Origin of the sequence: Streptomyces sp. NBC_00873, assembly GCF_045207415.1 — a bacterium.
Lineage (GTDB): Bacteria > Actinomycetota > Actinomycetes > Streptomycetales > Streptomycetaceae > Streptomyces.
This window is the reverse complement of sequence record NZ_CP108803.1, coordinates 5,369,933-5,390,223: the sequence shown is the minus strand read 5'-3', so window position 1 is coordinate 5,390,223 and position 20,291 is coordinate 5,369,933. Positions and strand designations below refer to the sequence as shown.

Annotated in this window: 26 protein-coding genes; all 26 read left to right on the top strand. The window is 69.7% G+C overall.

Annotated elements, in window-relative coordinates; all coding sequences use genetic code 11:
• Positions 1–6 precede the first annotated feature (6 nt).
• The 26 genes from OH809_RS25005 (at position 7) to OH809_RS24880 (ending at position 20,274) form a co-directional block, all read left to right on the top strand.
• Positions 7–948, top strand: coding sequence for a hypothetical protein (locus OH809_RS25005; RefSeq protein ID WP_406515594.1), 942 nt, complete (start codon positions 7–9; stop codon positions 946–948).
• A 2-nt stretch (positions 949–950) separates the two neighbouring features.
• A complete protein-coding gene (locus OH809_RS25000; protein WP_406515593.1) occupies positions 951–2,039 on the top strand; it encodes a hypothetical protein in 1,089 nt (362 codons plus the stop codon).
• A 3-nt stretch (positions 2,040–2,042) separates the two neighbouring features.
• Complete coding sequence (locus OH809_RS24995; protein WP_406515592.1) at positions 2,043–4,580, top strand: hypothetical protein; 2,538 nt, start codon at positions 2,043–2,045, stop codon at positions 4,578–4,580.
• Positions 4,577–4,786 carry a hypothetical protein gene (locus OH809_RS24990; RefSeq protein WP_406515591.1) on the top strand — a complete coding sequence of 70 codons (210 nt, stop codon included), beginning with the start codon at positions 4,577–4,579 and terminating at the stop codon, positions 4,784–4,786. Before OH809_RS24995 ends, OH809_RS24990 begins: the two co-directional genes overlap by 4 nt.
• A 72-nt stretch (positions 4,787–4,858) precedes the next feature.
• The gene (locus OH809_RS24985; RefSeq protein ID WP_326604269.1) at positions 4,859–5,221 is read left to right on the top strand and encodes a hypothetical protein; all 363 of its coding nucleotides are present in this window, start codon (positions 4,859–4,861) and stop codon (positions 5,219–5,221) included.
• 60 nt (positions 5,222–5,281) lie between these two features.
• Positions 5,282–6,094 (top strand): hypothetical protein, encoded by an 813-nt coding sequence (locus tag OH809_RS24980; protein ID WP_406515590.1) that lies wholly within the window; start codon positions 5,282–5,284, stop codon positions 6,092–6,094.
• Between the two features lie 18 nt (positions 6,095–6,112).
• Complete coding sequence (locus OH809_RS24975) at positions 6,113–6,937, top strand: N-acetylmuramoyl-L-alanine amidase (RefSeq protein ID WP_406515589.1); 825 nt, start codon at positions 6,113–6,115, stop codon at positions 6,935–6,937.
• A 7-nt stretch (positions 6,938–6,944) separates the two neighbouring features.
• Positions 6,945–7,163 carry a hypothetical protein gene (locus tag OH809_RS24970; RefSeq protein ID WP_406515588.1) on the top strand — a complete coding sequence of 73 codons (219 nt, stop codon included), beginning with the start codon at positions 6,945–6,947 and terminating at the stop codon, positions 7,161–7,163.
• Positions 7,164–7,165: 2 nt separating this feature from the next.
• Entirely contained in the window at positions 7,166–7,429 is a 264-nt protein-coding gene (locus OH809_RS24965; RefSeq protein WP_406515587.1) for a hypothetical protein, read from the top strand.
• Positions 7,430–7,577: 148 nt separating this feature from the next.
• Entirely contained in the window at positions 7,578–8,141 is a 564-nt protein-coding gene (locus OH809_RS24960; RefSeq protein ID WP_406515586.1) for a hypothetical protein, read from the top strand.
• Between the two features lie 230 nt (positions 8,142–8,371).
• Positions 8,372–8,719: a hypothetical protein gene (locus OH809_RS24955; protein ID WP_406515585.1), complete on the top strand. Its 348-nt coding sequence runs from the start codon at positions 8,372–8,374 to the stop codon at positions 8,717–8,719.
• A gap of 27 nt (positions 8,720–8,746) precedes the next feature.
• On the top strand, positions 8,747–10,969 hold the full coding sequence (locus tag OH809_RS24950) for an LAGLIDADG family homing endonuclease (protein WP_406515584.1): 2,223 nt from the start codon (positions 8,747–8,749) through the stop codon (positions 10,967–10,969).
• 25 nt (positions 10,970–10,994) lie between these two features.
• Positions 10,995–12,131, top strand: a complete 1,137-nt coding sequence (locus OH809_RS24945) for a PD-(D/E)XK nuclease family protein (RefSeq protein WP_406515583.1) — start codon at positions 10,995–10,997, stop codon at positions 12,129–12,131.
• 66 nt (positions 12,132–12,197) lie between these two features.
• Complete coding sequence (locus OH809_RS24940; protein ID WP_406515582.1) at positions 12,198–13,121, top strand: hypothetical protein; 924 nt, start codon at positions 12,198–12,200, stop codon at positions 13,119–13,121.
• A gap of 85 nt (positions 13,122–13,206) precedes the next feature.
• The gene (locus OH809_RS24935) at positions 13,207–13,611 is read left to right on the top strand and encodes a hypothetical protein (protein WP_406515581.1); all 405 of its coding nucleotides are present in this window, start codon (positions 13,207–13,209) and stop codon (positions 13,609–13,611) included.
• Positions 13,612–13,702: 91 nt separating this feature from the next.
• Positions 13,703–14,212: a hypothetical protein gene (locus OH809_RS24930; RefSeq protein ID WP_406515580.1), complete on the top strand. Its 510-nt coding sequence runs from the start codon at positions 13,703–13,705 to the stop codon at positions 14,210–14,212.
• A gap of 97 nt (positions 14,213–14,309) precedes the next feature.
• Positions 14,310–14,888 (top strand): hypothetical protein, encoded by a 579-nt coding sequence (locus OH809_RS24925; protein ID WP_406515579.1) that lies wholly within the window; start codon positions 14,310–14,312, stop codon positions 14,886–14,888.
• 67 nt (positions 14,889–14,955) lie between these two features.
• Positions 14,956–16,506, top strand: coding sequence for a DNA cytosine methyltransferase (locus OH809_RS24920; protein ID WP_327349637.1), 1,551 nt, complete (start codon positions 14,956–14,958; stop codon positions 16,504–16,506).
• A 171-nt stretch (positions 16,507–16,677) separates the two neighbouring features.
• Positions 16,678–17,118 (top strand): hypothetical protein, encoded by a 441-nt coding sequence (locus tag OH809_RS24915; protein WP_327349636.1) that lies wholly within the window; start codon positions 16,678–16,680, stop codon positions 17,116–17,118.
• Between the two features lie 115 nt (positions 17,119–17,233).
• Positions 17,234–17,419 carry a hypothetical protein gene (locus OH809_RS24910; protein ID WP_406515578.1) on the top strand — a complete coding sequence of 62 codons (186 nt, stop codon included), beginning with the start codon at positions 17,234–17,236 and terminating at the stop codon, positions 17,417–17,419.
• Positions 17,420–17,442: 23 nt separating this feature from the next.
• Complete coding sequence (locus tag OH809_RS24905) at positions 17,443–17,841, top strand: hypothetical protein (RefSeq protein ID WP_406515577.1); 399 nt, start codon at positions 17,443–17,445, stop codon at positions 17,839–17,841.
• A gap of 87 nt (positions 17,842–17,928) precedes the next feature.
• The gene (locus OH809_RS24900; protein ID WP_406515576.1) at positions 17,929–18,387 is read left to right on the top strand and encodes a hypothetical protein; all 459 of its coding nucleotides are present in this window, start codon (positions 17,929–17,931) and stop codon (positions 18,385–18,387) included.
• Between the two features lie 87 nt (positions 18,388–18,474).
• On the top strand, positions 18,475–19,089 hold the full coding sequence (locus tag OH809_RS24895) for a hypothetical protein (RefSeq protein WP_327349632.1): 615 nt from the start codon (positions 18,475–18,477) through the stop codon (positions 19,087–19,089).
• A gap of 159 nt (positions 19,090–19,248) precedes the next feature.
• A complete protein-coding gene (locus OH809_RS24890) occupies positions 19,249–19,440 on the top strand; it encodes a hypothetical protein (protein ID WP_406515574.1) in 192 nt (63 codons plus the stop codon).
• Positions 19,441–19,533: 93 nt separating this feature from the next.
• Positions 19,534–19,818 carry a hypothetical protein gene (locus OH809_RS24885; protein ID WP_327349630.1) on the top strand — a complete coding sequence of 95 codons (285 nt, stop codon included), beginning with the start codon at positions 19,534–19,536 and terminating at the stop codon, positions 19,816–19,818.
• Positions 19,819–19,899: 81 nt separating this feature from the next.
• Positions 19,900–20,274, top strand: a complete 375-nt coding sequence (locus OH809_RS24880) for a hypothetical protein (protein WP_406515573.1) — start codon at positions 19,900–19,902, stop codon at positions 20,272–20,274.
• Positions 20,275–20,291: the final 17 nt, after the last annotated feature.

Genomic DNA, 20,291 nt, shown 5'->3' with positions numbered 1-20,291 from the left:
ACCCCAATGACGCTGATCCAGCCCCCGATGATGGTCAACGGCGGCATCCACCCCGCCCGCACCATGCGCATGATGATCCGCGACCTGTCCCGCGGGGCGCAGGGCGTGACCGAGTACAACGACCTGAAGGTCACCCCGCTGACGACGCCCGGCGCGGGCGTTCAGATTGCCGACGGCTCCGGTGTGGTCCGGGGAGCCGCCTGGGGCCAGGGCTCCTACACCCAGTACAACGTCGGCTCGGCGACGGTGAACATCGCCCCGACCGGGGCGACGGGGCGCACCGACATGGTGGTGCTGCGCGTCCTGGACCCCGAGTACGAAGGCTCCCGCGATCCGGCCAAGGACGACATCGGTTACTTCTACGTCGTCTCCAACGTGTCCTCGACCGCGACGCAGCCGCCGGCGGGGATGACCGCGATCCCGCTCGCACGGATCACGATGGGGCCGAACACCGCCACGATCACCAGCGCGATGATCACCGACCTGCGGGGCATCGCCAACCCGCGCCGGGACCGGCAGATCTACACCGCGTCCCCGACCGGTGATCAGAACTGGGGCGGCAACCCCAAGGGCACGCTCGTGTCGTGGCCGACTGCGGCCCGCTGGAACATAGCCGTGCCCGTGTGGGCGGTGCGGGCCCGCATCGTCTTCACCGTTGCCGCGGTGCAGGTCCTGACCGGCAGCGTGTACGGGCAGGCCGCGTTCAAGCTCGGCACCGTCCAGGGCCAGAGCATCAGCTTCGACACGGGCGCGTTCACCAGCGGCGACCGGTCCCAGCGCGTGAACCTGATCTCCGCCGACACCGTCAGCGTGCCCGCGTCGCTGCGCGGCACCACGCAGCTGCTGCAGGCCATGGTCGCCATGAACATCTCGGCCGCCGGAACGCTGCAGGCGGACGTGGCCACGACCGCCATTGCGGACGTGGAGTTCGAGGAGGGCGTGTTCTAACGGTGCGCTCCTACCGCTATTTGACGTGCAGTGCCCTGACGGGGCAGGTCCTGGCATGGGACCTGCCGCTGTCGGATGTCGCCTACGGCCCGGAGCTGAACGGGCCGGGCAGCCTGTCGGCGACGCTGGAACCGCACCTGGCGCATGTGCTGGACAGCATGGTCGACCCCGGCAACACGCTGATCTTCGCCGAGCGGGACTCCAAGCTCATGTGGGGAGGCCTGATCTGGCGGGCCGAACCGGAGGGCGGCCGGTACCCGATCGAGGCTGCCGGGTTCACGTCGTACCTGGCTCGCCGCCACGACGTCCACGGCAACCTCAACGCGCGCGGCCCGTACACGTACGGCGACCCGTGCAAGCTGATGCGGGACGTGTGGGCGTACTGCCAGGAGCAGCCTGACGGGAACCTGCAGGTCCTCGTCGACGGCACCACATCCAAGGCGAAGATCGGCACCCCTGAGGAGCCGTACGCCTCCGGCTGGTGGGAGACCCGCACCCTGGCGGACCTGATCGTCGACGCGGTGGGTACCGACGGCGGCCCGGAGTGGACCGAGCAGGTCGACTGGGTGGGCGACGTGCCGCAGCGCAGGTTTCGGATCGGCTGGCCGCGCCTTGGCACCCGCCGCACCGACGTGTCGTTCACCACCGGGGTGAACATCGCCGCCTCCGAGCCGGTCATCTACGACGGCGACACGTACGCGCAGGTCGTCGTCGCCCTCGGCTCCGGTGAGGGCCGGGCGCGGCTGCGCACGATCGACGCGGTCCGTGACGGGCGCCTGCGCCTGGAGGAAGTCCTGGACCTGCCCGCGGTGAAGGGCAAGGACCAGCTCGCGGCGAAGGCCCGCACCGAGCGGATCGCCCGCCAGATACGCGGCGACATTCAGCAGATCGACATCATCGACCACCCCGCCGCCCGCTTCGGCTCCTTCGCCGTCGGCGACGACGTGTGGGTGCAGGTCCACGACCAGTGGACCGACTACGACGGCTGGGCGCGAGTGACCGGATGGACACTCACGCCGGCGCAGGGGGACCAGCAGGAACGGATGACGGTGCGCCTGGCGCGCGCCGACTCCTTCACTTACGGAGGCTGACCCTTGGCTGACACCCTCGCTGTTCTGGCGGGCAGGATCGCCACACTGGAACGGCTGGTGCGGGACCTGTCCCGTACGAGCCGCCTGGCGAACTCCTCGATCGAGAACGGCGCCATCGCCGTCTACGACGACGGCGGGACGATACGCGGCAGCATCGGCCTGCAGCAGGACGGCACATTGGCGGTCGCGGCCGTCAACGGGCCCCCGCCGCCCGCGCCGGGCGCACCCACGATCACCTCGGTCCTCGGCGGTGTCGCCGTGGTCTGGGACGGCTCCTTCGACGGCGGCGCCCAGGCCCCGGCCGACTTCGCGTACGTGGAGGTGCACTTCTCCACCGCCCCGGACTTCCCCGACGACGGCTCCCTGTTCTCCGCGTTCTACTCGACGCAGGGCGGCACGATGACCGTGCCGGCGGGAACCCCGGTGTGGGTGCGCCTGGTGTGCGTCTCGACATCCGGCGTCGTCTCCGACCCGTCACCGGTTGCGGGACCAGCCGGGCCGGCGCCGGTCGTCGCGCAGGCCGTCCTGGACGGCATCATCAACGAGCTCGCGCTCGCCGACGACGCCGTCACCCAAGCGAAGATCGCAGCGGGAGCGGTCGGCAGGACCGAGATAGCCGACGACTCGATCACCACACCGAAGCTCGTCGCCGGATCGATCAACGGCGACCGGATGGCGGTGGGGACCATGGCCGCTAACATCTTGGTCGCCGCGAGTATCACCGCCGCTCAGGTCAAGGCCCTGAGCCTGACCGGCGACCGGATGGCGGTGAACACCCTCACCGCCGACAAGTTCGTGACGGGCACGATCACGGCCGCGTCCGGGGTGATCTCCTCCATCGACGCCTCCAAGATCACGGTCGGGAAGCTCTCCGCGTCGCAGATCGACGCGACCAACCTGGTGATCTCCGCCGCGAACGTCAACGGCACGGTCGCCTCCGCCTCCACGGCCACCACCGCGGGCAGCGCGACGACCGTCACCGGGTCCATCGGCGCCGGGGTCACGGTGCCACCCACGCAGATCGGCACCGGCCAGATCCCACAGACCACCACGATCAACGGCGGCTCGATCCTGACCGGCACCCTGGACGCCGCTGGCATCAAGGCCGGGACGATCGCCGTGGACCGCCTGTCGGTCGGGCTGCAGGGCCAAGTCGGGCAGAAGTTCTACGACTTCGGCGACGCCGCCTCCAAGTGGAGCAAAACCGGCGCCGGTTCCATGACCACCGTCGCCGTCACCGATGCCCTGTCCGGCGGCAGTGTGATGCGGTGCGTGGGCTCCATCGCGTCCGGTTACCGTCCCGACGTCAAGATCCCGTTCGATCCAGGCGTCACCTACCGGGTGAGCGCCAGGGTCCGGCAGACCGTCGCCAACAGCACGCCCGGCACCAACCAGAAGTTCTACGCGGGTGTGGCGGGCCTCGCGGCCGACGGGGTGACCTGGGTGAACCTCACGGGCGCGAACTCGGCCTCCAGCCACTTCTATGTTGCGGCCAACGCCCAGGACCTGACAGCCGGCGCCGGGTTTGTGACGTACACCGGCTACATCAAGGGCACTTCCGCCGCTCCCGTCGGCGGCGTCAAACCGAATGCGAACGCACCCGGTCAGCTGCACGCCAATGTCCGGTTCATCACCCCCTTCGTGTACGTGAACTACAACGGGGGCAGCGGCACCGCCGAGATCGACATGGTCGCGATCGAGGTCGTGGAGATGGGGGCGCTCACGGCGAGCAACATCGTCGCGGGGGCGATCAACGGGCAGACGATCACCGGGGCAACGCTGCAGACCGCCGCCACCGGGCAGCGTGTCGTCATCACCCCGTCCGGCACCCCCGGCACCAACTCCGTCCGGTTCTACTCCGGCACGGCCGCGGAGACAGAGCCTGGCGAGGTTCTGGCCACGGTCGACAGCAACTCGGGACACGAGCGACCCCGCCTGAATCTGTGGTCCCCCACCGTGGAAACCGGCACCAGTGCCGAACTTGCCCTGATCGCCGGCGGCGGCACGCAGAACGACCAGGGCGAGTTCCGGCTCAGCACTGGCGACGGCTCCGGTTCCACCACATCCCTCTACGCCTACGCGGCCGATGGGGGATCAAATCTCGGCCAGCTCAGCGTGACCATCGAGCAGCCGGGCATCACTCCGAACGGGCTCGGAGACCTGACCATCACGGCCGACACGTTCGATTGGACGGACGCCCGAAACAAGGGGTTCACCTACTCGTCGACCGCCGGTTCGCGCACGGGCCTATCCGTCGTCGGCGATACGACCACGTCCGGGAGTCTCACCGCCGGGAACATGGTCTTCGGGTCCGTGACTATCACCCCGAGCGCGGCCAACACCCCGACGAGCGCCACAGTGAGCGGCCTGCACGTGGCCGGGACGACCTTTCGCGCGTACGTCACCGCGAACTCCACCGTGCCGGGAACCAGCGTGACCGGTGTGGGTGCGACCAGCGTCAGCGGCACTGGTCTGACGGTGTGGCTCACCCGTGCGAACACGACCGGCACGACGGTCTACTGGATGGTGGTGGGATCATGAGCGATCTCGTTTTCGAGCCGGGCAAGTTCTACGACGCGGTGGCCCAGTGCATCACCGAGACGTGCGAGAACTACGGCGAGCCCCCGTTCGACGTACCCGAGTTGTACTCCAACGCCGGGATGCCCAGCATTCAGTGCGGCCTGTGCCAGCAGAGGATGGAGATCGTGTCGGCGATCCTCATCGACCCGCAGCCCGAGATGGCCTGACCCCGCTGTGGTGTCGCCCCGTGCCCGTAAGATCGGATGCGGCGCGGGGCACGCCAATCAAGGGAGTGCGCGGTGACGCAGCCGCCGAACGCCGATCCCACTTTGTGGGAGCTGCACCGCACGCTCCAGCAGCTTCGCGAAGACCAGAGCGACGGCATCAAGCAGCTTCGCGACGACCTGCGCGGCGATCTCGCCGCGATGAGCCAGCGGTTCGAGCAGATGGTCACCAAGGACGTCTACCAGGCCGACCAGCGTCTGGTGAACCAGCGGATCCAGGCGGTTGAGGATGCGCAGGAGGCCGCGGTCCGGCAGCGCGAGAGCGACCAGCAGCAGGCCGCCAACACCCGTAAGTGGCTGGTGGCGGTGTTCGTCGCCCCGTTACTGCTGGGCCTGGTGCAGCTGTGGTTCACCAGCAGGATCGGTGCAGGCCCGTAGCGGGGTCTGCGCCTTCGGTAGTACCCATTCGTCCGGCGCGGGGGAGAGACGGCACCGGACGTGCCCCTTGATCACGGCACCCTTGTCCACCGCTACGCGCGCCACACCAGGCTCGGCCGCCACCAGGTCCTCGACGCCCGTTCGTTGGCGTGGGTCCACACGCATACCGGCGGCACGCTCAAGCCGGCCGCGCACACCCCGCGCATCCCGGTCCTGGACCAGGAGGACCTGTTCGCGCAGGGCATCCGCGTTTCCGGTGTCGTCGCCGGCGGCGAGGACGTCGATGCGCTCGGCTCGTGCACCGGAAACGCCGGTGCCGCTGCGGTGTCGGTGCTGCTGACCGACGCCGAGGCGAAGACCGCCGGGCTGGACGTGTCCAGCGCCAAGCGGGCCGAGGAGTGGGCGATCGGCCTGTACGCGCAGGCCAGCGCACTCGACAACGCCGACGGCGTCTTCCCGCCGGACGACTCCGGTTCGTCGGGCCTGGGCATCGCCAAGGCTCTCAAGCGGCGCGGCCTGGTGGGCCACTACCAACACGCCACCACCGCCGCCGCTCTCGCTTCTCTCCTGCAGACCGGCCCGGTTCTCCTCGGAGTGCCTTGGTTTAAGGCGTGGTTCGAGCCCGACCGGCACGGCTTCGTCGACCACGGCGACTGGGCGGCCTCTCCGGTCGCCGGCGGCCACGAGATCTGCGTGATCGCCCTGGAGCAGGTCGTGCAGGACCACGCGGGCCACATCGAGGCGGAGTCCACCGTCATCCGCTTCCGCAACTCCTGGTCTTCGTCGTGGGGCGACCACGGGGACGGCCTGATGACCCTCGCCACCTACCAGCAGCTGCGCCGCTACATCGACGCCCTCCAGCTGCGCGCCTGACCATCGAAGGAAGCCCTCATGCACCTCGTCACCCGCGCCCAGTGGGGCGCCAAGCCATCCAAGTACGACCTCGTCTACATCGCCTCCACCCGAGGCGTGAAGGTCCACTACGAGGGCGCCCCGGTCCCGGCCAGCCTGGCTGACCACCACGATCAGTGCGCCGTCCGGATGCGAGCCATCCAGGCCAGCCACCTCGCCAACAAAACCGAGGGCTACTCCGACATCGCCTACAACTTCGTCGTCTGCCCTCACGGGTACATCTACGAAGGCCGTGGTCTGCACAAGAGAACCGCCGCGAACGGCAACCAGTCGCTGAACATCGCGCACTACTCGGTGTGCGGCATGGTCGGCGACTCCGGTCTCACTCAGCCCACCGATGCACAGCTCGGCGGCATCCGCGACGCCATTGAGCACCTGCAGTCCCAGGGCGGCGCCGGTACGGAGATCAAGGGGCACAGGGACGGCTACGCCACCGCCTGCCCGGGGGGGCCGCTGTACGCGTGGGTGCAGCGGGGCGCTCCCCGCCCGCAGGACAGCACCCCAACCCCTGCCCCGAAGCCGCCCGCGCCGAAGCCGTATGCGCCGCCGCCGTTCCCCGTGGGCCTCGCGCCAGGCAAGTCCCGCCCGTCGGCGAAGGAGCTGCAGAAGGCGCTGCGCAAGGCCAAGTTCCTGACCATCAGCGACCGGGACCTGTCCGACACGTACGGGCCGCGCACGCAGGCCGGTGTGGGCAAGTTCTTCGCCGCGCACCCGCAGTTCCGGGAGAAGGGCAAGCCGCACGACGTGGCGATCGGGCCGCGCGGCTGGGCCTACCTGTTCACCCTCGCCTACGGCCGGAAGTGAGGGACGGATGGACGCCGAAGAGATCATCCGCCGGTTCACGTTCCACCCGGCCGACACCGCCGCGCGCCGCCAGGCGCACGAGGACGTCCGCACGGTGTGCCTGGACCTCGCGCTCACGCTGAACGCCGAGCTGCCGGCCGGGGCGGAGAAGCAGGCCGCCCTGTTCCGGCTCGAAGAGGTCATGTTCTGGGCGAACGCTGCGATCGCCCGCCAACCCAAGGAGTGAGAATGCTCTACAACTACCTTCTGTCGCTGGTGCGGACCCTCGCGCCGATCCTCGCCGGATGGCTGATAACCCAGGCCCTGCGCCTCGGCGTGCACCTGGACGGCACCGTGCTGGTGTCGCTGGAGACGTCGGCGTTCGCGGGCGCCTACTACCTGGTGTTCCGCTGGGCCGAGCTGCACCTCAGCCCGCGCTTCGGCTGGCTGCTGGGGTACGCGCAGCCGCCGCAGTACAAGGACCCGGAGCCGCAGCCGACACCGCTCGGCTGACCCAGGTCGGCAAAGACCAAGGCCCCCACCGTGCGGTGGGGGCCTCGACCTCTTGGAGCAGTCAGCCTAGCAGCTGGTGAGCTCGCCCACTTGGCCCGCACTGGTTAGAATCTAAGGGCAATCATGGAACGCGATGAGGGGGTCGGCGATGTCGAAGAAGCCTTTCCTGGCCGGTAGGCAGGAGTTCGGCGCCCTGTACGGGGTGAAGCCGACGCAGGTGACGCAGTGGTTGACGCGGGGGGCGCTGAACTACGACCGTGCGGTGATCGTGTCGGGCTCGCCGTATTGGCTGCTGTCGTTCGTGCGGGGCTTCGGGCAGACGACGCCGCGGCCCAAGGAGCTGGACCAGGCGGTGCTGCAGCGTGTCGTTGCCGCGCAGGAGCCCGGGGTGTGGGCGCAGAGCGTGGAGGAGATCCCGCCGCTGCTGGGCCTGCAGGAGGTGACGCAGCTGTTCGGCGTGGCCAGCCAGCAGAGCATGGCGGCGATGGTGCGGAAGGGGCCGTTTACGGTGCCGGCGGACTACCAGCTGTCGGGGTCGAAGCTGTGGTTGCTGGACACCCTGATCGAGGCGGCGCCGGAGATGCAGGCGAAGTCCCGCGTCCTGCCGTGGGCGATCAATACGCAGGTTGCGGCGGCGCTGCGGCAGAAGCGGTACACCGGCCCCGGTTCCGTGATCGTGCCACGCGGCCTCGCCGCCGCGAAGGCCGCCTGACCTGCGGAAACCGCTGGCCACACCCCCAAAATGGAGATAGAATAAGGGCAGTGCCGCAGAGGGCGGCGCTGCCCTTTCTCTTGGGAGGAATGCATGCACGCCACCACGGGTGTGGCCCGTTCGCCGACCCGCCGGTGCGGGCCCGGGGATGTCTCGCTGGTTGATCATGCGACCCGCATCCGTAAAGATGTGCCACACCATTCGAGCGTGAGCGCACTTTCGGGGGTCTTGTGCCCTTCCAGCAACAACTGCCCTGCCTGGACGACATCCAGCCCGTCCAGCAGCCCGCCATCCACCCCGGCCAGTCCATCCAGCAGCGGCTCGAGGCGTTTCACGACCTCAACCCGTGGGTGCTGCGGCACCTGGAGGCACTGACCACCGACTGCGTCGCCAAGGGCTTCAAACGCGTCGGCATCGGGACGCTCTTCGAGCTCCTGCGCTGGCGCTACGGCGAAGCCACCCAAGGCGATGTCTTCCGGCTCAACAACAACTTCCGCAGCCGGTACGTGCGGCTCCTCATCGAACGGAACGCCCAGTGGGCGCCGCTGTTCGAGACCCGGGCCCTGCGCGCCGCATGAGACCAACGACCTCTTGGAGCAGTCCCGATGGCCATCAAGCTCAAAACCCGCAAACCCACGGGCATCGTCCCGTGGCCCCTGATCCTCCTCGAAGGAGAAGAGGGCGCCGGAAAGGCGCAGCCGCTTGACTCTCTCGTCGCCACCCCAACCGGGTGGAGCCGCATGGGAGACCTCACCGAAGGCAGCGCCGTCATCGGCCTCGACGGCCGAGCCACCACCGTCACCGGAGTCTTCGACCGTGGCGAGCTGCCGATCTACCGCGTCACCGCCTCGGACGGGGCCACGGTCGAGGCCGCCGGGGACCACCTGTGGCGGGTGTGGACGACGCAGGACCGGCACCGCCGGCGCAAGAACGGCGAGCACCGCAACCACGAAGGCCGAGTCCTGACCACCGACGCAATCGCGGAACTGATCAAGGCTGGCCGGGTCATACACCTGCCGGTGGTGCAGCCCGTGCAGTACGAGGGGTCCGGCACCCCGCTCCCGTTGGACCCTTACCTGCTTGGACTGCTCATCGGCGACGGCGGCATGACGCAAGCCGTCAGCTTCTTCAGCGCCGACCCGGAACTCCACGCGGCTGTCCAGGCCGCCCTGCCCGAGGGCGACATCCTGCGTCCGGCCGCAGACGACCCGCGAAACGCCTACCTGCGGGGCGGAGCGACGCTTGCCACGCTCCGTGCACTCGGTCTCCAGGGGCACCGCAGCGAGGACAAGTTCATCCCTGAGCCTTACAAGCGGGCGAGCGCCGAGGACCGGATCGCACTGCTCCGTGGCCTGATGGACACCGACGGCGGGATGGAGAAGACGGGGGCGCTCTTTTACACGAGCTCTTGGCAACTCGCTGCGGATGTCAGGGAGTTGGTGGAGTCTCTGGGCGGCACCGCTTCCACCTCGTCCAAGACGCCGAAGTACCGCACGGCGCAGGGAGGGGTGCGCGAGGGCCTGCTGGCGTTCCGGTTGCGGGTGCGCCTGCCCGAAGGAGTCTGTCCGTTCGCCCTCCCACGCAAGGCAGAGCGTTGGCTGCGCGGGCGCCCGAAGCAGATGGCAATGAAGCCGTGGAGGATCATCAAGGAGATCACGTACGTCGGCGTGAAGCCCGCCCGGTGCATCAGGGTCGCCGCCGAGGACCACCTGTACGTCACCGAGCACTTCATCGTCACGCACAACACCTACTCCGCCGCCGAGTTCTCCGCCTCCACGCGCATCGGCCAGATGTACTGGATCGACCTCGCCGAAGGCAGCGCCGACGAGTACGCGGCGATCCCCGGCGCCCGCTACCTGATCATCGAGCACGACGGCACCTACCGGGACATCCTGGAGCAGATCCGGGCCGTGTTCCTCGAGGCCCGCCGGGCCGCGGCCGCCGGCGAACCGCCGGTGGTGCTGGCCGTCGACTCGGGCACCGCGCTGTGGCGGATGCTCAAGACCTGGACCAACGAGCGGGCCCGGCGCAGCAAGAACAACGCGCAACTCCTGGAGGAGAACCCGGACGCCGCCATCGACGTCGGCATGAACCTGTGGAACGACGCCACCGACCGTTGGCTGGAAGTCATCCACCTGCTGCAGACCTTCCCGGGCATCGCCATCATCACCGCCCGGGGCAAGCAGATCTCCGCCATCGACGACAACGGCAGGCCGGTCAAGGACCGCGGCCGCGTCCTGAGGGAGTGGAAGGTCCAGGCCCAGAAGGACCTGGCGTTCGACTGCTCGGTGTGGGTGCGCATGCGCCGAGGCAAAAACCCGCAGGTCATCAAGGCCCGCTCGCTGCAGCTGCGCGTCGAGGACGGCAAGCCGCTCAACCTGGAGGCCTTCACCGTCGAGGACCTGGTGTTCAACCGGCTCGGCTGCTCGATGGACTCCCAGCCGCGCCAGATGCCCGCCCTGGTCGGCGACCGCGTGCAGGCGTGGCTGGAGGACAACGACGTCGACGAGCTGAAGGACGTCGAGAAGCTGCGCCAGCTGTGGTGGGACGCCGCCGAGCCCGACACCGGCCTGGCCCGCGCCGAGGTCGTCTCCATCCGTGGGGCGATCGAGCGGAAGGTCGCCGTCCTCGAGAACCCGCCCACCGAGATGGGCCAGGGCCCGCTCAGCGACGCCGACAAGCTGCGGGCCGCCGCGGAGCGCAAGGCCGCCGAGGAGCCCGACGTCGACCCCGACGACGTGACCGTGCCGGAGCCGACACGCCGGCCCGCCCGCAAGCGCACCACCGCCAAGAAGACCACGGCCGCCAAGGTCCCCGCCCGGCGTTGAGCCGCCCTACTTCCAGGAGTACCTGATGACCGCACAACCTGTGGAAAGCGCCGTGTCCCTGTGGACAGCCGCTCACGACGTCGACGCCAGACGGCCGCGATCCCTGCAGCGCCAGCTCGGCGCGTCCGACACCGTGTGTGAGCGCCGCGCCGCCTACGTCCTGTTCGGGACCACCCCGACCGACCAGTCCGAGAAGCGTGCCGCGATCTTGGGAACCTACATTCACGAGGGCCTGCTGGGTGCCGCCCGCACCGAGTACGGCTGGCTGGTGGAGAGGGCCGTGGCCGACGAGACGATCCGGGGCCACATCGACGCCGTGCAGCTCGACCAGGACACTGCTGCCCGCGTCCCGGCCCGGCACCGGCCCAAGGTGACCGCCGAGCACGGGGTGACCGTGGAGGACGTCAAGACGAAGTCCACGTACCTGTGGGAGAAGGTGCGCCGCTACGGGCCCTCGGCGGCCGAGCTGCGCCAGGTGTACCTGTACGCGGACCTGCTGCGCACGACCGGGTTCGAGGACGTGCGCGGCCAGCGGTACCTGGCCAAGCTCGGCCCGCTGGAGGTTGCCCGGATCCGCTTCCGCTTCGTCAACCGCGACAACGGCGAAGAGCTCATCGAGGAGTTCGACTTCGACCCGAACGAGGCCACCCGCGCCCGCTGGTGGGTCCAGCGCGTGCGGGAGCTGAACTCGCCCGAGGAGGGGCGCCGCGACTTCGACGGGCCGGGCCTGGACGCGATCTGCGACCACTGCCCGTTCATGACGGCCTGCTGGGGCCTGCCCCAGAGCCCCGGCGCGGCGGTGCAGAGCGTGCTCATCCACGACGACGCCGACCGGACCCAGGCCCTGGAGGAGTACGTGCAAGGCCACGCGTTGGCGCTCCAGGGCAACCGCATGAAGGCCCTGGCGCGCAAGAAGGTCGACCTCTCGCCGGCGGGCGTGTACGGCGCGAACGAGCTGGTTTGGCTCGGTGGGAACGAAGTCTGGACCGGCGACTTGCAGGCCATGGTCGACCTGCATGAGTCGGCGGGCCTGACGGTGCCGATGGTGCCCGACGAGAAGCGGATGGTCGCCAACTTGAAGGAGGCGGGCCTCGCGGTCCCGGAGAAGAAGACCGCGCAGAAGACGCCCAAGACCATCAACGTGCGGGCCTACAAGGCCTGATCGGACCGCCGCCGCCCGCCCGCGACCCGGGCGGGCGGCAGCGTGCCGTCAGAAGGGGAAGTTCCGTTGTCCATTCACCTGATGCTCGTCGCCGCATACCTGCCCGCCGACGTGGTCACCCAGGGCCAGAAGCTGGCCCTGATGAAGATTTGCGACTCGGCCGACGACGAGACCCGCCTGTCCAAGCCGGGTATGAAGCGTGTTCGCGCGTGGGTCGGTTGCGGGGAGAAGCGGTGCACGACCATCGTCACCGAGCTGGTCGCCAAGGGCCTGATCGAGCGCGTGGAGGTCGGCATGCTCGGGCGCCGGGCGGTGTACCGGGTCTTCCCGCTGGGAGTGCCCCCGATCCCGTCCAACGACGACCTGGACGCCCGGTTCCAGGCCGCCGACGCCGCGCCGAAGAACCCGAACAAAGCCCGCTCGGGCATCACTCGCGCGGCACCGTCCAAGCCCGCGATGACGCACGAGGACATCGATGCGAGGACGCGCGAGGACCTCGACGTGCAGGAGCTGGCCGCCGGCGAAGGCGTGAGGCGAGAGCCAGGGTTCCACGGGTGGAACCCTGATGATGACGAGGCCAGGGTTCCACCGGTGGAACCCCAAGGGTTCCACGGGGGGAACCCCAAGGGTTCCACCGGTGGAACCCCTTCTTTTCCTTCTTCTACTGGTGTTCTTCCTTTCCCCCCTACCCCCGCGGCTGACGCCGCAGGGGAGCCGCGCGGCTGCCCCAAGCACTCGACTCCGGCTGCCAGTTGTCGTGGCTGCAAAACCAATCCGCGCGCCGAGCGCGCGGCACGGGAGCGGGAGCGGGCGGAGACGGAGCGGCAGTCGCAGCGGGAGTTCATGGAGAACTGGCACGCGGACCAAGCCCAGGCGCGGCAGGTGGCCCGCGACCGCCCGCAGGACGTGGAGGCGGCCCGGCAGCTGGCCCGCCAGGCGGCACGAGCAGGGCGGGAAGGGCTCGGTGACGCCCGCTCACCCGAAAAATAAAACTGGACCCCCAACCCGAGTGACGCTAGAATAAAGGCAGCGGTGAGAGGGAAAGCCCCGCCCATCAACCCGAAAGAGAGACGCCATGAACCACCTGATCGACATCAACGACGACGACGCCGCTGACGCCGAGCGCGCCGCCTGTGAGCTGGCCGAGATCGACGCCCACGACGCCGAGCTCGCCGCCGAGGATGCCGCCCAGCCCAAGGCCGTCCACCGCTTCGGTGACACCTGGGAGGCGTACGACGCCACCCAGTGCCGCGACGACATCGCCGACGGCGACGTGCTGGTCATCGAGTCGGAACAGGTCGTCGGCTTCCTCGTCGAGGCCTGGCCCGTCGCCATCACCGAGGCGCACGGCGAGTTCCACCGCCTGACCGCGTCCGTCCAGGAGTTCAAGGACGGCCGCTATGTCGCGAGCGCCGAGCGCGCCGCCGAGCTCGCCGGTGAACTCGGCTTCCCCATGCGGCAGTCCGTTCAGACCGCCTGACCCCCCGGCCCGGGCGGCGGACAGCATCCGCCGTCCGGGCCGGAATGTGCCACACCACTCGACCGAACGAATTCACCTCTTGGAGCACCGCATGAGCTACCTGCCCACCCTGCGCCGCGAACACCCGGACCGCATGGTCCTGGACGCCTCCGCACAGGCCGCGACCGTCCTGATCGGCCTCGTCAACGCCTGGTTCGCCAACCCCGAGGCCATCGACGCCTTGCTTGTTGAGGTCGCCAGACTCGACGAGTGCGTCCGCGAAGGAATCCAGCTGGGCGTCCTCGGCAGCGCCGAGCACGCCCGCGACCAGCTCGTCGACCGGCTCGTCACCGAGGCCGGCGGCGCCGAGTTCCACCTGAGCCCCAAGCGCGACCGGTACGCCGCCCATCAGGCCCGGCGGATCGCCAAGGAGGCCCGCCGCATGGCGGCCGCCCTCGACGGCCACGCCAACGCGATCGACGTCGAAGTCGAGGCCGCCGAGCGTGAGCGCAGCGCCCGCCAGGAGGCCGAACTGATGCGCCTGCGGGCCCAGCTCGCCAACCCGGGCCACCAGCCCGCCCTGCCCCCTGCGCTGGCCCTCCAGCACCCCGCCGACCGCTGACCCGCCCCCGGTCCGGGCGGCGGGCAACTCCGCCACCCGGTTCACAGATGTGCCACAACTCTGTACTGTGTCGACCGCTCACCTCTTGGAGATCAAGATGAACCTCGCTCCCATGCCTGACCACGGCCGCGTGAACCGCCCGGAGTGGCAAGCCCTTTGGCTGCAGTACGAAGCTGTCACCACGCCGCTGCGCGCGGCCGGACTGGTCTGCGACATCGAGACCTGCGGCGGCGAGACCGTCATCTACGTCAACCTCCCCGACGGCACGCACCTGGTCATCGCCGACGACCACTCGCTGCCCGACCGTCTCGCTGACGTCACCGGCTGGCGGATCGTGCGCAGCCACGAGGACAACCCGAACTTCGACGGCCTGCTCTACGACTCCACCGCCGAAGGCGAACACGCACAGCTGGCCGCAGAGGTCCGCTCGATGCTCGCCGCGATCGCGCTCTACCTGCGCGACCTGCGCGACGCGGACACCGTGGCCGCCGGCCAGGCCCTCGGCGAATCCCTGCTGGAGCCCCGCCAGTGCTGGTGCGTCATCAACCACCCCGTCACCGAGCAGCAGCGCGCCGAGCTGAACGAGGCCATCACCTACGCCCGCCGGATCGGTGACGCCGCGGCGCTGCCGCTGCTCCTTGCCCGCCTCACCGGCCCCTGCCCCGCCCGCGCCTGACCTGCGCCACGACCTATCCCGCCCCGCCCCCGTCAGGGGGCGGGGCGGCGACCTCTTGGAGACACCTGTGCTGACCACTCTTCCCACCGACATCGAGTTGACGTTCAACGACCTGCTCGCAGGAGCAGGCGGCTCCTCCTCTGGCCTGGTGGAGGCCGGATGGCAGGGCAAGCTCGCCATGAACCACTGGCAGACCGCGATGGACTCGCACGCCGCGAACCACCCCAACATCGAGCACCTGACCGCCGACGTCAGCGGCTACCCCATGCGGTTCCTGCCCCGCGCGCTGCTGCTGTGGGCGTCGATCATCTGCACCGAGGTGTCCCCGGCCGGCGGCCGCGTTCACCAGACCAATCAGCTCGACCTGTTCGAGGTCCTGGACCAGCTCGGTGACGACGACGATGCCGAGTCGTGGCAGGCCCTGACGCCGGACGCGTTCGAGCGGACCCGGGCCACCGCCTGGTGCGTGGTGCGGGCCTGCGAGGCGAAGCGGTTCCCGTATGTCGTCATCGAGAACGTCGTCGAATTCTGGCTGTGCTGGGTCCTGAGGAAGACCTGGGTCAAGGCCATGACGGAGCTCCGCTACGAGCCCCCGCAGATCCTGTGCGCCACCTCCGCCCACGTCGGCGACGACGACAACGTGCGCGCCCCGCAGTGGCGGGACCGCATCTACATCCTCTTCCGCCTCAAGGGCATGCCCAAGCCGGACCTGGAGCCCCGCCCGCTGGCGTTCTGCTTCGAGTGCGGCAAGGACATCCGCGCGAAGAAGGCGTGGTTCGCCCCCAGGGTCCGAGTCGGCAAGTACCTGCGCGACTACAACTACCGCTGCCCCAGCAGCCGCTGCCGCAACGCCGTCGTCGAGCCGTACGTGCGCCCGGCCGCCTCCGTCATCAACTGGGACGACCTCGGCCAGCGCATCGGGGACCGCAAGAAGCCACTGGCCGACACCACCATGGATCGCATCCGCGCGGGCCTGGTGAAGTTCCCCCACACCCCGGCCTCGATCACTCTCAACCACGGCAAGGACGGCACCGACCGGGCCTACGCGGTGGCCGAGCGGCCGTTCACCACTCGCACCATCAAGCAGGGCGAGGCGCTGCTCGTGCCGACGGGCGGCAGTTGGAACACCGCGTGCAGCGACGTCGCCGACCCGATGCGTACCCGGCTGACCCGCGAGAGCGAGGCCTTGGTCACGGTCGACCCGGAGCCGTTCGTGATCACCTACCGGCAGAACGCCAACCCGGCTCTCGCCACCGCCCCGGTCACCGCCGTCACCGCGCAGGGCAACCATCACGGCCTGGTCGTCCCTGGCGGCCCCGTGCCGGTGGAGCTCCGCAACTCCCTGGTCATCCCGTACCGCAAGGCAGCGGTCAAGACGGCTGCCGAGCCCGTCCACACGATGACCACCCACGACTCGGCCGCACTGCTGCGCAGCGCCCCGGCGGTGGAGGACTGCTTCTTCCGGATGCTCAAGCCCCGCGAGCAGCTGGAGGCCCAGCGGTTCCCTCACAGGTACATCGTGCTGGGCACCCAGGCCGAGCAGACCATGCAGGGCGGTAACGCGGTGTCGGTGAACGTCGCCCGGCACATCGGCGAGCGCATCAAGGAAGCCCTGTAACCCCGCGGGGGCCAGGCCCCGACCGGCCTGGCCCGCCGCCCCCCTTTCACCACCTCAAACCGACCTCTTGGAGACCCCTGTGACCACTACCGACCACCGGCCGGAAGCCGCCCGCCTGCCGGCCGAAGCGGAAGCCGTCAACGCCACCGCCTACGACCCCGAGGAGCAGCTGTGACCGGCGCGTGGACCCTTCGCGCACCCTGCCGCGACCAGGACGGCTTCGCGCCCAACCAGGACGACTGCGGTAGCGCAAACGACATCAAAGACCTGTGTCTACCGCAGCTGCCGACGTGCGGGCCGTGCCCGTTCCGCGCCGAGTGCATCGCCACCATCAAGCCCTCCCAGGCCAAGTTCGACGGGATTGCCGGTGGCCGCCTGTGGTGCAACGGCGAAGTCATCGCCGCCCTCGACGACGTGAGCGACGAGGAGCTGGCAGAGCCGAAACTGCGCCCCTCCTGCGGCACCGAAGCCGGAGCGAAGAGCCACACGCGCAACGACGAACGCATCTGCCCCTCGTGCCGGCAGGCGACCCGCGAGATCGAAGAGCGCCGCCAGGCGGAGAAGCCCAAGCGGCAAGAACAGCTGCAGCTCGACTTCGCCGGTACCACCTGACCCGTCCCCCGCCTGCCTCCGGCGAAAGGGGGGCGGGCGACGGACCCGACCCCCTTTTGGAGACGACGATGCTCCACCCTGCCACCGATCCCCGCGCCGACACCGGCGGCCCCCAGTGATCCGCACCAACGGCCGGGCCTGCACCGGCAAGCGCCGTCACGACACCGAGGAGCAGGCCGAGGAGCACCGCGAACGGCTCATAGCCAAAGGCGCCGTACGCCTGGCCGCCTACCGGTGCCGCAACCGCCGCTGCGGTGGCTGGCACGTCGGCCACACGCCCAAGCCCCGCACCACCCGCTGACCACAACACCTCTTGGAGAACCCGTGAACCACGACATGACCGACCTCGCCACCCGCCTTGCAGAGCGCGCCGCCGGATCGTGGCAGGAGGAAGCCGCCGTGTGGCTGCTCGCCACCCACGGCCACTGGCTGCCCGAACTGGAGCGCACCCAGCTGGTCATTGCCGACGTCGACGGCCAGTCCCGCATCGCCTGGCGTCAGGTCGCCGTCGCGTGCCTGTCCGCCGGCGACGGCTCCCTGATCGGCACGCTCTCGGAGTGGCAGGTTCTGCGCCTGGCCTGCCTCCTGACCGGACGTCACGCCCTGTCCTTGGCCAATGTCTCCCTGCTGGACGAGCCCAACAAGCGCCTGGCCCTGCACGCCGTGGCGTGGGCGTCCGGCGGCCGCGCGTGGGCCGACAGCCTCGCCCTCCTCGCCGCCTGACCCAGCCCCCGATCCGGGCCGCGCCCGCGGTGCTCACACCCCCGCGGGCGCGGCCCACCAATCACCCAGACAAAGGAACCGAGCATCGTGAACTCCTCCCTGCGCGCCAAGCTGGTCATGGACGCCATCAGCCGCGCCATCGACTGCGACTTCCAGGTCGCCTCGAACCTGATGGGCGAGATCTTCCGCAACAGCACCGGCCAGCAGATATACGGGGTGTGCTGCGGTCTGGCGGACGCCGCCCGCCAGACCCTCGTGCGTCTCTACGGGCACCAGGGCCCCGAGACGATGTGGGCCCTGGCCGCACCGGACCCGGACTACGAACCCCAACACCCCGCGCACGCCTTCTCCCTGCGCTTCATCACCGCTTTCGCCAACGGCGACATGGAGACCTGCCAGGCCCTGTACCTGGCCGCGTCCAAGGCCAGCGCCGACGACTATGCCCACTCGGTGATCGCACTGCTCGGCGACGTCGCCCGCCTGGCCCGCCGCGCGCTGCTTCAGCTTGCCGAAGGCGGCGAGGAGCCCGTGGCCGACCCGCACTGACCCCCCAAGCCGGGCCGCGCCCGCGCGGTGCCCACACCCCCGCGGGCGCGGCCCAACCACCCCCATCTGCTGCGCAAGGAGCCCTCGTTGACTGACCTCGTTCCCGCCCCCGGCGCCTGGATGGCCACGGCCGGCCGGTCCCCGCTGGTGATCGGCGTGGACCCTTCGCTGACGTGCACGGGCGTCGCCGGTGACGGCTGGGCTGATGCGCTGCGACCCAAGGGGCGCGGCCACGGGCGGCTGCAGTGGCTGCGCGGGGAGGTCCGGGAGCGGACCCGCGCGGCCGACCTGGTCGTCATCGAGGGCGCGGCGTACGGGCACGGCGGGCAGGCCGGGCACCACGAGCTGGCGGGCCTGTGGTGGATCCTCGCCCAGGACCTGTGGGAGCGGAACATCCCGTACGCGGTGGTGGCGCCCGCCTCGCGCATCGTCTACGCGATGGGGGTGTCCAACCCGGCGAAGGACTACCCGCGCAAGGAGCGGGCCCGCGTCGCCAAGGGCATGGTCCGCGACGCGGTCGCCGAGCGGTACGGCGTGGAGTGCGAGGGGCCGGGCCGGTACGACAAGGCGGACGCGTTCATCCTCGCCGCGATGGGCCTGCATTGGGCGGGCTGGCCGCTCGCGCCGGTGCCGGACACGCACCGTCGGGCCCTGGACGCGGTGCCATGGCCAAGCGCAGGAGGGGCGGAGGCGGCGGCGTAGGCGTAGGCGGTCCTGCGGGACTGGATGGGCTCTGACCTGGGGAAACGCGAAAAAAAGTTCTTGCCTCCCCATAGAAGGACGCTAGAATAAGGGGAGCAGCGCGAGGTGGGAAACCCCCCTGCGTCGACAAGTCATTGACAACTCAAGAGGGAGACGACGATGAGTCGTACGTACAAGCTCGGAGACACCGTCGAGCACGCCCAGGTCGGAGACCGCGGGACGATCATCGAGGTGAAGTCCAGCTGGAAGCGCCAAGCCAGCGGGAGCACCGCTCGCGTCCACAAGTACGTCGTCGACTGGGACAACGGCCCGCAGGGTCACCTGTGCGGTCCTCGGACCTTCTCGAAGTAGGAAACACAGCCGGCCGGTCGCCCACCCACAGGTGGGCGGCCGGCCGGAAGTATGCCACATCTTTCAAACGTTCCAGTCACCACAGGAGAAGTCATGAGCACCGTCCAGGAACTGTTCGCCGCCAACCTCACCGAGCGCGCGGACGACGTCACGTGCGTCAGCAACAACGTCTACGCCCGCTACATCGATAACACCCTCGTCCTGAAAGTCATCTGCGAGCCGGCGGCGGCCGACGAGCTGCGCATCACGCTCGTAGCCGTCACCCCGGAACGCGGCGCGATCGACGCGGTCAGCTTCACCCACACCCGCGCGCAGAAGTTCTCGCAGGCCCTCGAGGAGCTGGACGCGTTCATGAACGTCTGGTTCCCGCTCGCCTGACCCACCCCGGCCCGGCCGCCCACCCCACCAGGTGGGCGGCCGGGCCGTCTCTGCACGACCACCGGCCTCTTGGAGGAAGCCATGTTCGCCACCGACCAGACCGACCGCCTCGCCGCCCCGTACACGCTCACCACCGGCCACACGGCCGACCGGCTCGCCGGCATCGTCGCCGGGGGCCCGCACCTGCAGGCCCTGCTTGTCGAGCGGTTCGGCCTCACCGTCGCCGCCGCCGGCGAGGTCGTGATCACCGTCGACCAGGTCCTGACCGCCACCCACCGGACGGCCAGCTATGGCCAGGACTACCGCACGTGGATCGCCTGCATGCCCGAGGTGTTCCTGAAGTGCCTGGTGGAGATGGCCGCCCGCGCCGAGGCCGACGAATTCGCCGTCGGTCACGCGGTGCACGTCGGCCGCCAGCTGATCGCCGAACTCGCCCTGGCTCTTCGCCCGTTCTGACCCGCCCCCGGGGGCCG